Annotated in this window: 14 protein-coding genes; 4 read left to right on the forward strand and 10 right to left on the reverse strand. The window is 34.6% G+C overall.

Annotation, left to right across the window (positions count from 1 at the left end; genetic code table 11):
• Window positions 1-76 precede the first annotated feature (76 nt).
• Together GQR94_RS04430 and GQR94_RS04435 are read left to right on the forward strand one after the other, a co-directional pair.
• Window positions 77-814 (forward strand): ABC transporter permease, encoded by a 738-nt coding sequence (locus GQR94_RS04430; protein ID WP_024479236.1) that lies wholly within the window; start codon window positions 77-79, stop codon window positions 812-814.
• Window positions 814-1,581: an ABC transporter ATP-binding protein gene (locus GQR94_RS04435; RefSeq protein WP_158974345.1), complete on the forward strand. Its 768-nt coding sequence runs from the start codon at window positions 814-816 to the stop codon at window positions 1,579-1,581. The genes GQR94_RS04430 and GQR94_RS04435 overlap by 1 nt, the downstream gene beginning before the upstream one ends.
• On the opposite strand, the gene GQR94_RS04440 is transcribed toward GQR94_RS04435, so the two are convergent.
• The 9 genes from GQR94_RS04440 to porV form a co-directional block, all read right to left on the reverse strand.
• A complete protein-coding gene (locus GQR94_RS04440) occupies window positions 1,578-3,092 on the reverse strand; it encodes a DUF389 domain-containing protein (protein ID WP_158974346.1) in 1,515 nt (504 codons plus the stop codon). The genes GQR94_RS04435 and GQR94_RS04440 overlap by 4 nt on opposite strands.
• Before the next feature lie 3 nt (window positions 3,093-3,095).
• On the reverse strand, window positions 3,096-4,175 hold the full coding sequence (locus GQR94_RS04445; RefSeq protein ID WP_158974347.1) for a mannose-1-phosphate guanylyltransferase: 1,080 nt from the start codon (window positions 4,173-4,175) through the stop codon (window positions 3,096-3,098).
• 4 nt (window positions 4,176-4,179) lie between these two features.
• Entirely contained in the window at window positions 4,180-4,782 is a 603-nt protein-coding gene (locus tag GQR94_RS04450; RefSeq protein WP_158974348.1) for a SprT-like domain-containing protein, read from the reverse strand.
• Window positions 4,783-5,058: 276 nt separating this feature from the next.
• Window positions 5,059-5,739, reverse strand: coding sequence for an SDR family oxidoreductase (locus GQR94_RS04455; protein ID WP_158974349.1), 681 nt, complete (start codon window positions 5,737-5,739; stop codon window positions 5,059-5,061).
• A 3-nt stretch (window positions 5,740-5,742) separates the two neighbouring features.
• Entirely contained in the window at window positions 5,743-6,792 is a 1,050-nt protein-coding gene (locus GQR94_RS04460) for a M20/M25/M40 family metallo-hydrolase (protein WP_158974350.1), read from the reverse strand.
• Window positions 6,793-6,875: 83 nt separating this feature from the next.
• Entirely contained in the window at window positions 6,876-8,516 is a 1,641-nt protein-coding gene (locus tag GQR94_RS04465) for a pyruvate dehydrogenase complex dihydrolipoamide acetyltransferase (RefSeq protein WP_158974351.1), read from the reverse strand.
• Window positions 8,517-8,520: 4 nt separating this feature from the next.
• Entirely contained in the window at window positions 8,521-9,519 is a 999-nt protein-coding gene (gene pdhA / locus GQR94_RS04470) for a pyruvate dehydrogenase (acetyl-transferring) E1 component subunit alpha (RefSeq protein WP_158974352.1), read from the reverse strand.
• Window positions 9,520-9,709: 190 nt separating this feature from the next.
• The gene (gene cdd / locus GQR94_RS04475; RefSeq protein WP_158974353.1) at window positions 9,710-10,192 is read right to left on the reverse strand and encodes a cytidine deaminase; all 483 of its coding nucleotides are present in this window, start codon (window positions 10,190-10,192) and stop codon (window positions 9,710-9,712) included.
• Window positions 10,193-10,308: 116 nt separating this feature from the next.
• Complete coding sequence (porV, locus tag GQR94_RS04480) at window positions 10,309-11,457, reverse strand: type IX secretion system outer membrane channel protein PorV (protein WP_158974354.1); 1,149 nt, start codon at window positions 11,455-11,457, stop codon at window positions 10,309-10,311.
• 426 nt (window positions 11,458-11,883) lie between these two features.
• On the opposite strand from porV, the gene gldJ reads away from it, so the two are divergent.
• Both gldJ and murF read left to right on the forward strand, forming a co-directional pair.
• A complete protein-coding gene (gldJ, locus tag GQR94_RS04485; RefSeq protein WP_158974355.1) occupies window positions 11,884-13,545 on the forward strand; it encodes a gliding motility lipoprotein GldJ in 1,662 nt (553 codons plus the stop codon).
• A gap of 66 nt (window positions 13,546-13,611) precedes the next feature.
• Window positions 13,612-14,892 carry a UDP-N-acetylmuramoyl-tripeptide--D-alanyl-D-alanine ligase gene (gene murF / locus GQR94_RS04490; protein ID WP_199271534.1) on the forward strand — a complete coding sequence of 427 codons (1,281 nt, stop codon included), beginning with the start codon at window positions 13,612-13,614 and terminating at the stop codon, window positions 14,890-14,892.
• Between the two features lie 60 nt (window positions 14,893-14,952).
• Here the strand turns inward: murF and GQR94_RS04495 are convergent, their stop codons facing one another.
• A complete protein-coding gene (locus tag GQR94_RS04495; protein WP_158974357.1) occupies window positions 14,953-16,602 on the reverse strand; it encodes a glycerol-3-phosphate dehydrogenase/oxidase in 1,650 nt (549 codons plus the stop codon).
• Window positions 16,603-16,751: the final 149 nt, after the last annotated feature.

Here is a 16,751-nt window from a genome sequence, read left to right on the forward strand (position 1 = left end):
TTTTTCTTTTCTTATAATAACAAGTTACAAACGATTTAATATTATTATTTTTACATCAACTAGATTCTATTAATTAATGAACTACCTAGCATCAATTGGCAGTTATTTTATTATGATACGTGAGGTTTTTAAAAAACCTACAAAGTGGAGAATAATGAAATCGCTTATTCTTAAAGAGATAGATGAACTTATTTATGGCTCTTTAGGAATCATCATTTTTATATCGTTTTTTATTGGTGGCGTTGTTGCCATACAAACCGCCTTAAATATGACGAACCCATTAATCCCGAGAAACCTTATTGGCTTTGCTACGAGACAATCGGTTATTTTAGAATTCGCACCTACATTTACGTCTATTATTATGGCGGGTAAAGTAGGCTCATACATTACTTCTAGCATTGGTACCATGCGCGTAACGGAACAGATAGATGCTTTGGAAGTTATGGGCGTAAACTCTTTAAATTACTTGGTATTCCCTAAAATTATCGCACTATGCCTATATCCCTTTGCGATCGCTATAGCCATGTATGTGGGTATTTTTGGCGGATGGATTGCTGGTGTATTTGGCGGATTTAGTACAAGTGCTGATTTTGTGGAAGGTATTCAATTAGATTTTATTCCGTTCCATGTGACGTATTCCTTTATAAAAACCATAATTTTTGCATTTATCATTGCAACGATACCTTCTTTTCATGGGTATTACATGAAAGGCGGAGCTTTAGAAGTTGGTAAAGCAAGTACAACATCATTTGTATGGACGAGTGTTGTGATCATTATTGTAAATTATGTATTAACACAATTATTACTAGGATAATGATAGAAGTAAATGACATACACAAATCATTCGGAGAATCTGAAATCTTAAAAGGAGTTACTACGCAATTTGAGAAGGGTAAAACCAATTTAATCATTGGCCAAAGTGGCTCGGGTAAAACGGTCTTTTTAAAATGTCTTTTGGGACTTTTTGAGCCTGAAGAGGGGTCTATCTGTTATGATGGACGAACCTATTCTAGTCTGTCAGGAAACGAGAAAAGAGATTTACGTCAAGAAATGGGAATGGTCTTCCAAGGAAGTGCCTTATTTGATTCTATGACTGTAGAAGGAAATGTAACCTTCCCCCTAGAGATGTTTACCAAGCAATCTAAGTCTGAAATGCAAGATAGAGTTGATGCCGTTTTAAAACGAGTGAACCTCATTGATGCACACCATAAATATCCTTCAGAAATTTCTGGAGGGATGCAAAAAAGAGTTGCTATTGCTAGGGCAATTGTAATGAACCCTAAATATTTGTTTTGTGATGAACCCAATTCTGGATTAGATCCTAAAACAGCCATTCTTATTGATAACCTTATTCAAGAGATTACAGAAGAGTATGATATTACTACAGTAATTAATACACATGATATGAATTCTGTAATGGAAATAGGCCAAAAAATTCTTTTTCTAAAAAATGGATTGAAAGAATGGGAAGGCACAAATAAAGAGATATTTAAAACCGATAACGCTGCCGTTACCGATTTTGTATATTCTTCTGAGTTATTTAAAAAAGTACGTCAAATGTATATTGAAGAACGTAATTAGTCTACTTTTTCTCTTACTTCTATTTTAGCATTCTTTAAACGAAGTTTTAACCATTCCGTTATCTTTTGAGTTTCAGCTTCAGCTTGTGCTTTCTTAATATTTTTTTGCCAATGCACTTCAAAAATAGGGATCGTATCTAATTTTTTAAAATCTGTTTCTATCGTATAAGAATAACTCAATGATTCTAACTCTTTATAATTCACTTTCGCTTCTGCACTAATGTCTTCAAAAGGTATTTGAGAATTTTTAAGCTTATTTAACTTAGTTAAATCTTCCTCCAATATCTTAATTCGCTCGTCTTTTGTCAGCACTTCTGCCTTTTTAGACTCATAGAGTTCGTTTACATATTTAAACTGATCTATAGCTTCATTTTTAGAACCTTGAATAATCTTTAGATCGGTATCCTTAAGTTCTCGGTAATCTTCATTTTTAATAGACCTCCAACTTGCAATGATATTATCAGGAACAAGTTCTTCTCCCATAAACATAACCTCAATAGAAGATTTTTTACTTTCCGTTTTACTTCCAAAAAGAAAATCAAAAAAAGTTTTATCACTACCATGATACTCAATATTGGTAAAATTCCCTAAGAACATTCCATTCCCAGAGAATTGATATTTTGCTACATTATTAGCTATAAATTTTTGCGCTTCACTTTTAAATTTTGATTCTTTCCATGCTTGGAAAAAAGTAAAACTAGCAGGAATCATCACTAAAATAGCCACTAATGAGGCTAATCTGGCGATTGTTCTTCTGCGTTGAGAATTGGCATAACGCACCATTGGAAACCCTAAAATCTTGATGACAATAAATGTTGCCAAACCAATAAAAATGGTATTGATTGTAAATAAATACATGGCACCACTAGCATAATCCCAATTGCCTATTGCGAGCCCAAAACCAACCGTACATAAAGGTGGCATTAAGGCAGTTGCAATTGCAACCCCAAAAATAACACTGGCAATGGTTCCTTTTTTTGCCCGTGCAATAACTAGTGCTAAACCACCAAAAAATGCAATTAAAACATCTCGAATATCTGGTGCAGTTCGCGCCAAAAGCTCAGAAGACTCATCCCGTAAAGGAAAAAATTTAAAGAATAAAAAAGCGGTGAGAATACTCAACACGACCATAACTCCAAAATTCTTTAAAGACCTGCGTAACGTATCAACATCATTAATCGCTAGTGATAGCCCCATTCCTAAGATTGGACCCATTAACGGCGAAATTAACATTGCTCCAATCACTACGGCTGTAGAGTTTGCATTCAAACCAATAGACGCGATAAATATAGAGCATATCAAAATCCATGAAGTATGCCCCTTAAAAGGAATATCGGCTACAATAGAATCTCTAGTTGCTTCTTGGTCTGTATTTTTCCTAATATCTAATAACTCAGATAAAAATTCTTTTGTAGACCCTAGTAAACCCTGAAAATCTTTTTTAACCTCGTCGCCTTTTGCTTCTTCATTACTATTAGGCGCAACATGGTCTTTATTTAAATCGTCTTGCATATATTAGGTATACTGCTTACCAAACTTATCTTTCACCTTGGTAAGTACTTGTTTGATATCTTGTTCTTTAGATTTCGGATAGATTAATAAAACATCTTCCTTATCTACGATAATATAATCATTTAAGCCATCAACAACAACAACTTTGCCTTTTGGAGATCTAATCATATTTCCTTTGGCATCCTGACTTAAAACTTGGCTATTGACTACCGCGTTATTGTCTTCGTCTTTGTCTAACTTGTCATAAAGAGAACCCCAAGTACCTAAATCATTCCAATCAAAAGTTGCAGGTTTTACATAGATACTTTTCGATTGCTCCAAAATAGCATAATCAATAGAAATATTCTCGGCTTTAGGATAGTTCTCATTAATAAATTCTTGCTCAGTAGACGTATTATAAACACTCATGCCTTTTTCAAATAATGCATATTGTGTTGGTTGATAGTTTTTAAAAGCATTAACAATTGTTTTAACACTCCACATAAAAATACCAGCATTCCAAAGAAAATTACCTTGTGCTAAAAATTCCTTAGCCGTATCATAATCAGGTTTTTCTCTAAACTGATTTACTTTCTTTAATCCTTCGGTACTTCCTTTTTCAAATTCTATATACCCAAATCCTGTATTAGGAAATGTAGGTTTGATCCCTAGAGTACAAAGAACATCTTCCTTTTCACATTTATCAAAACAAGCTTCTACATCTTTTGCAAATGCCGACTCATCTTCAATCCAATGATCACTTGGTGCCACAATCATAACGGCATCTGGATTCTGTTTTTGAATTTTTAAGGCTGCATATAAAATACAAGGAGCCGTATTACGCATTGCTGGCTCTAAAACAACCTGTTCTTGTTTTACTAATGGCAACTGTTCCAATACTAAATCATTATACCTTTCATTGGTCAAGATTAGAATATTCTCTTTAGGAACAAACTTATTTAATCGTTTAAAAGTCTTTTGAATTAACGTATCTCCAGTACCCAACATATCATGGAACTGCTTAGGGTTTTCAGATGTACTTATTGGCCAAAACCTTGATCCTACTCCACCTGCCATTAAAACGGCGTAATAATTTTTATTCATTTTATTAGTCTTTTATTAGTTCTACTTCTGCATTTGGCTGAAATAAATACATTTTACCTGTAGCCATTTCAATGCATTCATATCGTTTTACTTTTCTGTTCCCTTTTTTAAAAATGCGCCCATTATGTATTCTAAAAATACTTCCAATAGGTATTTCAAAAACGTACGAATTTTCCTTTAATTGTTCGTCATATTGTTTTAACGCCAATGACAACCGCGCATCTGTATCACTGCTCGCACTTGGATTTTTAAAATGATTAGCGATCAATGGCAATACTTTATTAGGAAATACCTCTGGGTGAATAAATGGCAACATGAGCCCTTGAAATGTTCGTTTCCACTCTAAACCATGAGGCTTTATTTGACGACCAAACTTTTCAAAGGCCACCAAGTGTGCAATTTCGTGCACTAATGTTATTAAAAAGCGGTACTTATTTAAAGATGCATTGACGGTAATCTTATGAGAACCATCTGTTAACTTACGGTAATCTCCATGACGCGTTACACGTTGATTAACAATTTTTAAATTTACACTATTATCCTTAATCAATGTGATGCATAACGCAACAGCACGTTCAGGGATATATTTTTCTAGTGTTTTACGCATCAAACAAAAATAAGATAAAAATCAAAAAAAAGTATTTGTACGTGCAATTTATGGAAGAAATAATACAATCTTAATCTACGACTATAGAAAATAATTAAAAATAGTTGTGAGCCACATCTTTCTGACGTATCTGTAACGATTACCCTTTAAAAAGCAATAAAACAAAAAGTCTTTTGAAATTTTTAGAAATGAAATACCCCCTTAATCGCGTTGGCAAGGTAAAAGAACAAGTAATCCTGATGTAGCTCTGAGTAAAAAGGCATAAGAACACAAATACTAAGGAGTACTGCTGCTCACCTGAATAAGTTTTCCGTTAAACAATTTATTTCCAGTTAGTGAAAATTCTTTGATATAAGATGCCATTTCTAAAGCTGTATTTGGTGCCTGATAGCCTGGAAAAGCCTCTTCTAACATTTCTGTTTGTACGGCTCCTAAAGCGAGTACATTAAATGACGGCCCATTTTCTTTAAACTCCTCGGCCCATAACTCTGTTAACGTAATTACAGCTGCTTTACTAGAACTATACGCAGCTAAACCGGGAAATTTTAAACTTCCTTGCACGCCACCCATAGAACTTATGGTTACCACATGACCTGACTTATGCATTCGGGGCAAAACAGCCTGAGTAATACTTGCTACGCCAAAAACATTTACGCGATACACCGCTTCAAATTCTTCTTGAGACGTTTCAAGAAAGGGTTTATTTAACAACATTCCTGCATTATTAATAAGAACATCAACTTGCTCCCAAGTGGAATTAATAAAATCATGCAGAATTTCTAAATCTTTAGAGGAAGATAGGTCGAAAGGAAACGTAGTAATATTTGGATGATTTAACGCCAAAATTGGTTTGTCATTTCTAGACAACGCCAATACTTGATGACCATCATCTGCAAATAATTTAGCCATTTCAAAACCAATACCTCTACTAGATCCCGTTATTATAATATTTGCCATCCTTTAATTGTATTTTATTTCTTTGGTAGGTGCATTAATAATACCGGTTACCATTGGAATTGATTTATTAACAACAAGAGCCATGTGATCAAAATCCATCAGTTCAGCTTCGTCATCAACGCCATGATAATGATCAAAGTTTGTAAAGTCAAACGTGCAAAACGTTTGAGAAGGAACATTAAATTCGGTATGAAACGCATAATTATCTGAACGCTTAAACAAATTCATTTTCTGTGCAGATGGCAAAAATCCAATAAGATTTTCTCCTGAATAATCATTAGCAATTTCTGCCAAATTAGTACTTTCATACCCTGTTACATACATAAAATAATCCTTGTCCTGCAATGCTACACCAACCATCTCAAAATTAAGCATGGTATATAAATCTATATTTTTCTCCTTTAAGCGTTTCGCTAAATCTTTAGAACCTAAAAGCCCTTTTTCTTCTGCTGTAAATAAAGCAAAAATAACGGTGCGCTTATTCAGCTTATTCGACGCAAAATAACGTGCTAGCTCTAACACTGTTGTCGTGCCAGATGCATTATCATTCGCCCCGTTTGCTATTTCATCTCCGTTTTTAGGAGAAATTAAACCAATATGATCATAATGTGCACCAATAACTACTACTTCATTTTTTAAATTAGGATCATTGCCTTCCAGCACTCCTACAACATTATATGCCGGCTTACTAAAATTTGATATGGTGTCTTTATAGCTATTAAAAAATGGTTTTATCCCATTGTCTTCAAATATCTTCTCAATATAGTTTGCTGCTTTTTCAATTCCCTCACTACCCGCTTCTCTTCCTTTTAATTCATCAGAAGCCAAAAAAGTAATAATAGCACCTACATCTTTAGAGCTGCTAAAATCAGTAAACGGGATAACCGTTCTAGACGAAACAGGAGCAACACCATCTGTTGTTGTTTGACTTCCTCCAAAAAGGCCACCTTCTGTGGCTATAGGTTTTATATTTTCAGGATCTGTTTCTTTCATTTTGACAGCCCCACATGCTACTAATAATAAAACTAAAGAAAAACAAGCTATTGATTTCATATTGCACTATTTAGATTTTAAAGATAAAAAAAGCATCCTAATTACTTAGGATGCTTTTAAATTATATTATACTTTTATTTTTATTAAGCTAACATGGTCACTGGATTCTCAATAAATGAACGTAACGTTTGTAAAAACTGAGCTCCTGTTGCGCCATCTACCGTTCTATGATCACAAGCAAGTGTTAATTTCATAGTATTACCCACAACAATCTGTCCGTCTTTAACAACTGGTTTTTCAACAATTGCGCCTACAGATAAGATCGCTGAATTAGGCTGGTTGATTATTGACGTAAAACTTTCAACACCAAACATTCCTAAGTTAGAAACTGTAAAAGTACTACCTTCCATTTCGGCAGGTGTCAATTTCTTATTTCTAGCTTTTCCGGCTAAATCTTTTACAGAAGCACCAATTTGAGATAATCCCATTTGATCTGTGAATTTCAATACAGGAACTACTAAACCATCTTCGACAGCAACTGCAACACCAACATGTATATGTTTATTATAGCGTGTAGTATCTCCATTCCAAGAAGTATTTACTTGTGGATGCTTTCTAAGCGCCATAGCACATGCCTTAACAACTAAATCGTTAAATGACACTTTAGTTTCTGGTAGGCTATTGATGTAAACTCTTGAAGCTTTTGCATTGTCCATATCTACCTCTATATTAAGGTAGTAATGTGGTGCAGTAAACTTAGATTCTCCCAAACGTTTAGCGATAACTTTACGCATTTGGTTGTTCTTCACATCTTCAACACTTTCTTCACCTACTGGTAACGTGAATGCTGCACTTGCACTAGAAGCTTTCGCCCCTGATGAAGCTGGAGTTGCTGCCGCTTTTTGAGCAGGAACAAAATTCTCTACATCTTTCTTTACAATTCTTCCGTTGTCTCCAGAGCCCGTAACCTCATTTAAGTTTACACCCTTTTCCGAAGCAATTTTCTTAGCAAGTGGCGATACAAAAATTCTTTGTCCGTCTTTAGCAACAATTTCTTGAGTTTCTGCAGGAGCACTAGGTGCCGCCTTCGTTTCAGTTTTAGCAACTTCTTTTGGAGTTGCTGTTGCTGCTTTACTTTTAGCTGCTGAAGGCTGTGAATTCAAAATAGGATTTATATCAGTACCCTCTGGGCCTATTATTGCTAAAATAACATCAACAGGAGAAGATTCTCCTTCTTGAGTTCCTATATACAATAATGTTCCAGAATAGAAAGACTCAAACTCCATTGTAGCCTTGTCTGTTTCTATCTCTGCAAGAATATCTCCTTCTTCAACCTTATCACCCACTTTTTTCAACCAAGAAGCTACAGTACCTTCTTCCATGGTATCACTTAAACGTGGCATGTTTATGACTTCAACCCCTTCAGGAATTTCAACAGCTTCTGCCGCAGCATCACTAGTTTCTAGTTCTGCAGTTGCTTCTTCTTTCTCTTCAGCTTTTACTTCTGGAGCCGAAGCACCTTTCAATAAACCTGAAACATCTTCTCCTTCATCACCAATAATAGCTAGTAAAGTATCTACTGGAGCACTATCTCCTTCTTGAATTCCAATATGAAGTAATGTTCCTTCATTAAAAGATTCAAATTCCATAGTTGCTTTGTCAGTTTCTATTTCTGCTAAAATATCACCTTCTTCAACTTTATCACCTACTTTTTTTAACCACTTAGCTACAGTACCTTCTTCCATGGTATCGCTAAGTCTCGGCATATTTATTACTATTGCCATCTAACTATAATTTATGTTGTAAAAATGGATAATCTTCTTGTTCGTAAACCATATCATACATTTGGCTTATTGGTGGGAAATCTGACTCTTCAGCAAATTTCTCACATTCTGCTACTAACCCTTTAATTTTTTTGCCTATAGCATTAATCTCGTCGTCAGTTGCATATTTCTTATCCTTAATCACCTCTAGAACTTGTGTGATAGGATCTATTTTTTTATACTCTTCAACCTCAGCTTTTGTTCTATAATGCTGAGCATCGGACATAGAGTGACCTCTATATCTGTACGTTTTCATTTCTAAGAAAGTTGGTCCTCCTCCAGAACGTGCTCTTTCAATGGCTTTACTCATTTCTTTAGCAACAGTAACAGGATCCATACCATCTACAGGTCCGCATGGCATTTCATAACCTAGACCTAATTTCCAGATGTCTGTTGAATAAGAAGTTCTAGCCACCGATGTTCCCATTGCGTACCCATTATTCTCACAAACAAAAACTACTGGCAATTGCCAAAGCATTGCTAAATTAAAAGTCTCATGCAATGAACCTTGTCTTACAGCACCGTCTCCCATATAACATAAGGTTACAGCATTGTTCTTTTTATATTTATCAGCAAAAGCCAAACCAGCACCTAATGGAATTTGACCTCCAACGATACCATGCCCACCATAAAAACGGTGTTCTTTTGAGAAAATATGCATTGAACCTCCCATACCTTGCGAAGTACCAGTAACTTTACCGAATAATTCAGCCATTACCCTTCGTGGATCAACACCCATACCAATTGGCTGCACGTGATTTCTATATGCAGTAATCATCTTATCTTTTGAAAGATCCATAGCATGAAGAGCTCCTGCCAAAACAGCTTCTTGTCCGTTATAAAGGTGTAAAAACCCTCTAACTTTCTGTTGAATATAAACAGCTGCTAATTTATCCTCGAATTTTCTCCAGAACAACATGTCTTCATACCATTTAAGGTAGACCTCTTTTGTGATTTTTTCCATTTAAATATGAATTTATAGAACTTATTCACTTCTATCCACTTTAGAAGTAAAAATTGAAAAGCAAAAATACACATATAAATCAATAGGGGAAAAAATTTATAGAAAAAGCGCATGGTCTGCTAAAAATAAAACGAATACTTCTTTAAAAGTGAGAATTTCGTAAAAAAAAATAAAGCTTAGTAAGATTCTTCTATTCTAAAAAGAAACTACTGAAAGCTAAGGGCAATATATCGGATAGCGAATTTATTTTTATAACCTCTCCTTTTTCACCCATTAACAAAATACTAATAGGTTGTTTTTGTTTTTGCTCATACTCAATCATCGCTTGCCTACAGTTTCCACAGGGTGCAGCTGGTTCTTCTACAGCGTAATTTTTTGAAGTTGCCGTTATCGCTACAGATTTGATAATGACTCCAGGGAATTTTGCTCCAGCCTGAAAAATAGCCACACGCTCTGCACATAACCCTGAAGGGTATGAGGCATTTTCCTGATTGTTGCCAATTACGACTTCTCCGTTTTCCAACAAAACAGCAGCGCCAACATAAAAATTAGAATAAGGCGCATAAGCATTAGCTCTTGCTCCTACTGCCTGCTTCATGAGCTGCACATCTTCTTTTTCCAATTGATCTATTGACGGGTATACTTCGTACTCTATTGTTATTTGTTTCTTCAAGGCTATTTTTTTTTGAAAGGTAGTAATTTTCGATATTATTTGATTCTAAAATAAAAAAATCCAAATTCGAAACTTAAATTTCGAATTTGGATTTTTATTTTATGACTATGGTATACTTAATCGTTGATAAACTCTTCTCCTAAATTAAAGGTTAAAGAAAAACGCAATGTATTCTCTAAAGGGTTTTGTATTTTAGATGATGAAAACAAATACGATAAATCTACTTGAGCCGCTTTAAATTTAAATCCTGCTCCTAGTGAGAAAAACTTTCTTGATCCTTTTTCTTCGCTTTCATTAAAGTACCCTGTACGTAACATAAACGCATCCTGATAGCTATACTCTGCACCAAGTGCCCATGTAAATTCTTTCAGTTCTTCCGAAAAACCATCAGGAGCATCATTAAATGATTTAAAGACACCACTTAAAAACCCTATTTCTTGGTATTCCGTATTATCGACACTATCAATATCCCCATCCTCATCAAAATCTTGAGGGGTTGGTACTAATAATTTATTAAATTCTGTGGATAAGGCTAACTTATTATCTGCATCGAAAATAAAATCAAAACCAGTTCCAAATTTTAAATTTGTTGGTAAGAAATTTTCTTGCCCGCCTTCGTCATAAGAAATCTTATTTCCTAAGTTTGAAAGGTTAAAACCTAATCTCCAGCGCCCATCAAAATTATCATAAGCGATTTCTCTTGAACGGTAAAAACCAGCAATATCTACTGCAAAAGCACTAGCCGCCTGGGTATCTGCTGAACCTGCTTGATCAGGAAATTTTAAATTGGAGCTAATAAAACGCGCTCCCACAGCCATAGCAAAAGTCTCGCTAAGCTTTAATGAATAGGAACCATCAATAGCAAATTCATTTGGTTTTGTTGTTGTTCCCGGATCATTTGCAAATTGTCTAAGTTCAATTTCTCCTAAGGTAAAATAGCGAATACTCGCAGCAAAAGCGCTACCGTCGTCAATTTTATTATAAAAACTAGCATTTAGTAATGCGATGTCTGTTATAATACTCTCTAAATATGGTGTATAACTTATTCCTATTCCCATTTTCTGTTCTGCAAAAGCAAATTTCGCTGGGTTCCATTGCTGTGAATAAGCATCAACTGATGTTGCTATACCAATATCTCCCATACCAGAAGCACGAGCATCTGCAGAAATTGTTAAAAAAGGAACTCCGGTTGTAATAACACGCTCGTTTTGAGCGGATACTTTAGACAAACCTATAATTAAGGCAACTACTAATAATTTTTTCATCTCTCGTTTTCTATACTTAAAATTTACTTGGTATACAGGTTCTTATTATGTGTTCTAAATAAAAAGTTATATCGATAACATAACAGTAACGTTAGATTTCAAAAAAACTTATTCAAAAGGAAAAAAAAGCAAAAATAATTTTTCTGTCCTATATAGTATAGTGAGAGAATTTAGAGATCATGTCGAATAAAAATCCCTATTTCATAAAAAAGAAAAAAAGAAAATACTAATACGATTATTACTGCGTTATTAATCTGTAAATACTATTTGGCTTACAAAATTAAAAAACTATAAATATTTTAGATTTGAATAAAATATTCTTTAGAAAACACCGTTCTTTAAGCCGAAAGCAGTAATTGCAAACCAAAATATAATGATTTACCTAACTACATAAAGTAGTTATTTTATTGAACTCAAGTCCTAATTATGAAAAAACAATTCATCAAAGTTGTACTCTCTTGCGCCGTTATTGCAGGTGGTTTTAGTAGTTGTAAAAATTCTTCTTCTTCAAAAAACACTTCAAGAGCTACAGGTTGGAAAATAAATGCAAAGGAAGGTGGTTTTCAACACAACACAGATTACAAAGAGCAAGAGACTGCTCCTGGTTTGGTTTTTGTTGAAGGCGGTACCTTTACAAAAGGTAAAGTACAAGACGATGTGATGCATGATTGGAATAACACTCCTACATCACAACACGTAATGTCTTTCTACATGGATGAAACGGAAGTTACCAACTCTATGTACTTAGAGTATTTAGATTATTTAAAGAGTGTTTACCCTCCTGAAGATCCAAGATATGTAAATATCTACACAGGTGCTTTACCGGATACTTTAGTATGGAGAAACCGTTTAGGTTTTAATGAAACCATGACAAATAACTACTTACGTCACCCAGCATATGCAGAATATCCTGTAGTAGGTGTAAATTGGGTCCAAGCAGTACAATTTGCTGAATGGAGAACAGATAGAGTAAATGAAATTATGCTAGAAAGAGAAGGGTACCTTTCTGAAGAAGCAAAATATAAAGTTGTGAATGGTGATATTGAAGGTACTTTTAGTACTGAGGCTTATTTAAACAGACCTGAGTCTGTTTATAATGGGCAAATAGATTCTTTACAAGGAAAAATGAAAAAAGATTCTGTATCTAACTTCGCATCAAGAAGTACAGGTATTATTTTACCTGAATACAGATTACCTACGGAAACAGAGTGGGAATATGCTGCTGCTGCTCAAGTAGGATCAAGAGAATACAACAACCAAAGAGGTAGAAAAAAATATCCTTGGGAAGGTGATTACACGAGAAACGGACAACGTCTTGGTCGTGGTGATCAATTAGCCAACTTTAAACAAGGTAAAGGTGATTACGGTGGAATCGCTGGATGGTCTGATGATGGTGCTGATATTACAGCTCAAGTTAAATCATACAAACCAAATGATCTTGGATTATATGAAATGGCAGGTAACGTTGCAGAATGGGTTGCTGATGTTTACAGACCTATCGTTGATGATGAAGTAAGTGATTTTAACTACTACCGTGGAAATATCTATATGAAAACGGCAATTGGTGAAGATGGAAAAGTAAATGTAATTAGAGATTCTATTGTTTACGATACGCTACCAAACGGAAAAGTAGTTGCTGTTAATTTACCTGGTGAATTAAAAATGGTTCCAGTAGATGAAAACGAAACATACTTAAGAACAAACTTCTCTTCTAGTGATAACAGAGGATATAGAGATGGTGAACCAGGATCTTCAAGATTCTACGACAGATTCAGTGATGATGAAGACGGTGATGAAAAGAAGAAAATGTACAACTCGCCTAAACATAAAGTACAACGTGATTCTTTAGGAGATGTAACTCGTAATTATGACAAGTCTAATTATAGAACGACATTGATAAATGATGAAGTTAGAGTTTACAAAGGTGGTTCTTGGAGAGATAGAGCGTACTGGTTAGATCCAGCACAACGAAGATTCTTACCTCAATATATGGCTACTGATTACATCGGGTTTAGATGTGCTATGTCTAGAGTAGGTTCTAAGTCTAAAACAAAGAACAAAACGGTTAGAAGTAAAAAAGTGAAATAATATTTTTTATAAAAAATAGTAAAAGTCCCGATGAAACCATCGGGACTTTTTTTATACATTAGTTTTATGAAAATAGAAAAGCTACACGAACTTTTTTTGAAGTTCTCAACGATAAGTACCGATACTCGGAAAATCACTAAAGATTGCATCTTCTTTGCATTAAAGGGTGAGAATTTTGACGGTAATACTTACGCTAAGAAAGCACTAGAAAGCGGTGCCAAATACGCCATAATAGATGACGATAGGTTTATGGAGGGTGACAATGATGCGACTATTTTGGTTCCAGATGTTTTAACCTGCCTACAAGAGCTAGCTAACTTTCACAGAAATTTCTATAAAACTAAGGTCATCGCACTTACCGGGAGTAATGGCAAAACAACCACCAAGGAACTTATAAATTCCGTTTTAAGTACAACGTATAAAACCATTGCCACGGTCGGGAATTTTAACAATCATATAGGCGTGCCTTTAACGCTACTCGCGATAAAAGAAGATACAGAAATTGCGATTATTGAAATGGGTGCTAACCATCAAAAAGAAATTGAATTTCTTTGCAACATAGCCGAACCCGATTTTGGGTATATCACGAATTTTGGAAAAGCGCACTTAGAAGGTTTTGGTGGGTTTGAGGGGGTTATCAAAGGAAAAAGTGAGCTTTACGAGTACCTTCAAAAAGATGACAAGCCTATTTTCTTTAATGCAGATGATGAAATTCAATCTACAAAACTAATACCTTATATCAACAAATTTGGTTTTAGCGAAACAGACTCAAAATACTATACTATCCAATTAAAAAAAGTAGATCCTTTTGTTTGTATCCGTTTTGAAGACCAAGAAGTAAACTCCAATTTAATTGGTACTTACAATTTTATAAATTGTTGTGCCGCCATAATAATAGGCAAATACTTTACGGTTACTTCTGAACAAATAAAACTGGGAATAGAGCGCTACATCCCTGCTAATAATCGTTCGCAAATACTTGAACAAAATAGCAATAAAATAATATTAGACGCTTACAATGCCAATCCAAGTAGCATGAAAGCTGCCTTAGAGAATTTTAGTAAATTAAAGGCTTCCAAAAAAATGGTTTTTTTAGGAGATATGTTCGAATTAGGGAGTGCTGCCCCAGAAGAACATCAAAATATTGCCGAATTAACTTCTGCCCTTAATTTTGATGAAGCTTTTTTAATAGGAGAAAATTTTGATCAGACGACTTCAAAATTAAAAACATTCAAATCTTTTGATGAACTGGCTGCATTTTTAAAAACAAATACATTTGAAAACGCCTCTATCTTAATTAAAGGCTCAAGAGGAATGGCTTTGGAAAGAATGTTGGATTTAATATAAAAAATAAGATGAACACCTTAGGGAGGTATTCATCTTATTTTCTTTTTTTTTAAAAGCCTATTAGAATACTGAATGTGATTTTATTAAAGCATCTAATTCCGTATTATATGTTGCCATTGTTTCTTCACTTAGATTAAAGGTTTCCTTAAAAACTGCAAAAACTTTTTCCCTATACTCTTTTACACTATCTATATTAAAATATAGTCTTCCTGTTCTTCGTATAAAAAAGTCTAATGGCGTCACCACCATTTCATTGTGCATACAAAAATCTAACTCGGCCATGATTAAATTCTCCTTAGGATCAGTCCCTGTATTTGAAGCATAAATTTTCAATATCGCTTCCGTTTGTTTCCCATACGTGGTGACCAAGTACCAAGCTTCGTTTTTCTCAAAATTATCCTTTTTAAGGATTTCTCTAATTGTCTTAATGTATTTTTTTACTTCCTTATATTTTTTCCACGGACCGCCTTTTAAAGGAATTTCATCCGTGTAACAGTCTCTAAATTCTAAACTAGATTGCTTTTCAAGTCTCTTTTGAAATTTATCTACCACTCTCTCTGCCATCTTTCGATACCCAGTTAACTTACCCCCTGCGATACTCAATAACCCAGAATCAGAACTAAATATCTCATCTTTTCTAGATAATTCTGAAGGCGATTTTCCTTCTTCGTGAATTAATGGCCTTAAACCCGCCCAAGAAGACACAATATCCTTACGTTCTAAATGAACGCTTGGAAACATGTTATTGATAGCGTTTAATAAATAATCTGCATCTTCAGTAGTTGCGACTACCTTATCCTTAGATAGTATATAATTAGTATCTGTTGTACCGGCATAAGTAACATTCCCTCTAGGAATAGCAAACATCATGCGACCATCAGGAATATCAAAATACACCGACTGTTTTAAGGGTAATTTTTCTTTCTCAAAAACCAAATGTACCCCTTTAGTAAGGTGCAACTGCTTACCTTGCTTAGAATGATTAACCTCCCTTAATTCGTCTACCCAAGGGCCCGCGGCATTAATTACGAATTTAGAATTAATTTGATAAGTTTCTCCGCTGAGCTCATCAGATACCTGAACACCTGAAATTTGATCGCCGTCATACACAAAGTCATTAACCTTAATATAGTTAATAGCTGTTCCTCCATAATCTAATGCCGTTTTAATATTCTCTAAAGTCAACCTAGCATCATCCGTTCTATACTCGGCATAATACCCTGAACCTTTCAAAATACCTTCTGGCAATAACGGCTCCAATGCTAAAGTTTCTTCTTTATTCATCATTTTTCGCCTGTCCTCACCCTCTACATCCGCTAGGATGTCGTAAACCTTTAATCCGAAGGATGTCATCCACTCTCCATAAGAACCATCTTCTATGAGCGGTAACAACATTTTTTCAGGAATAACTAAATGCGGAGCAAGTTTATGAACAATCGCGCGTTCTGTACCTACTTCTTTTACAAGAATAAGTTCAAATTGCTTTAAATAACGAAGACCTCCATGAATTAATTTAGAAGACTTGCTACTGGTTCCTGAAGCAAAATCACCTTTTTCTATCAAAGCAACTTTCATACCTCTAGAGGACGCATCTAATAAAATACCTGCTCCTGTAATTCCTCCACCAATAACTACTAAATCATAAGTATCTTCCTTTAACTTCTGAACAAGTTCGTTTCTTTTTAAGTAGGTAAAATTTTCTTTTTTCATTTGCTGAGATCACACTCTCAGAAGAGAGTTAATTAAGAGGTTTTCGATATACAATTAACAGAACTAAAGTTATTAAATATAAATGCAACTAAACACTGAACAGGAAAGAATATAAAAAAAGAAAACCCATCAATTTCTTGATGGGTTTT

The organism is Cellulophaga sp. L1A9 (genome assembly GCF_009797025.1).
Classification (GTDB): Bacteria; Bacteroidota; Bacteroidia; order Flavobacteriales; family Flavobacteriaceae; genus Cellulophaga.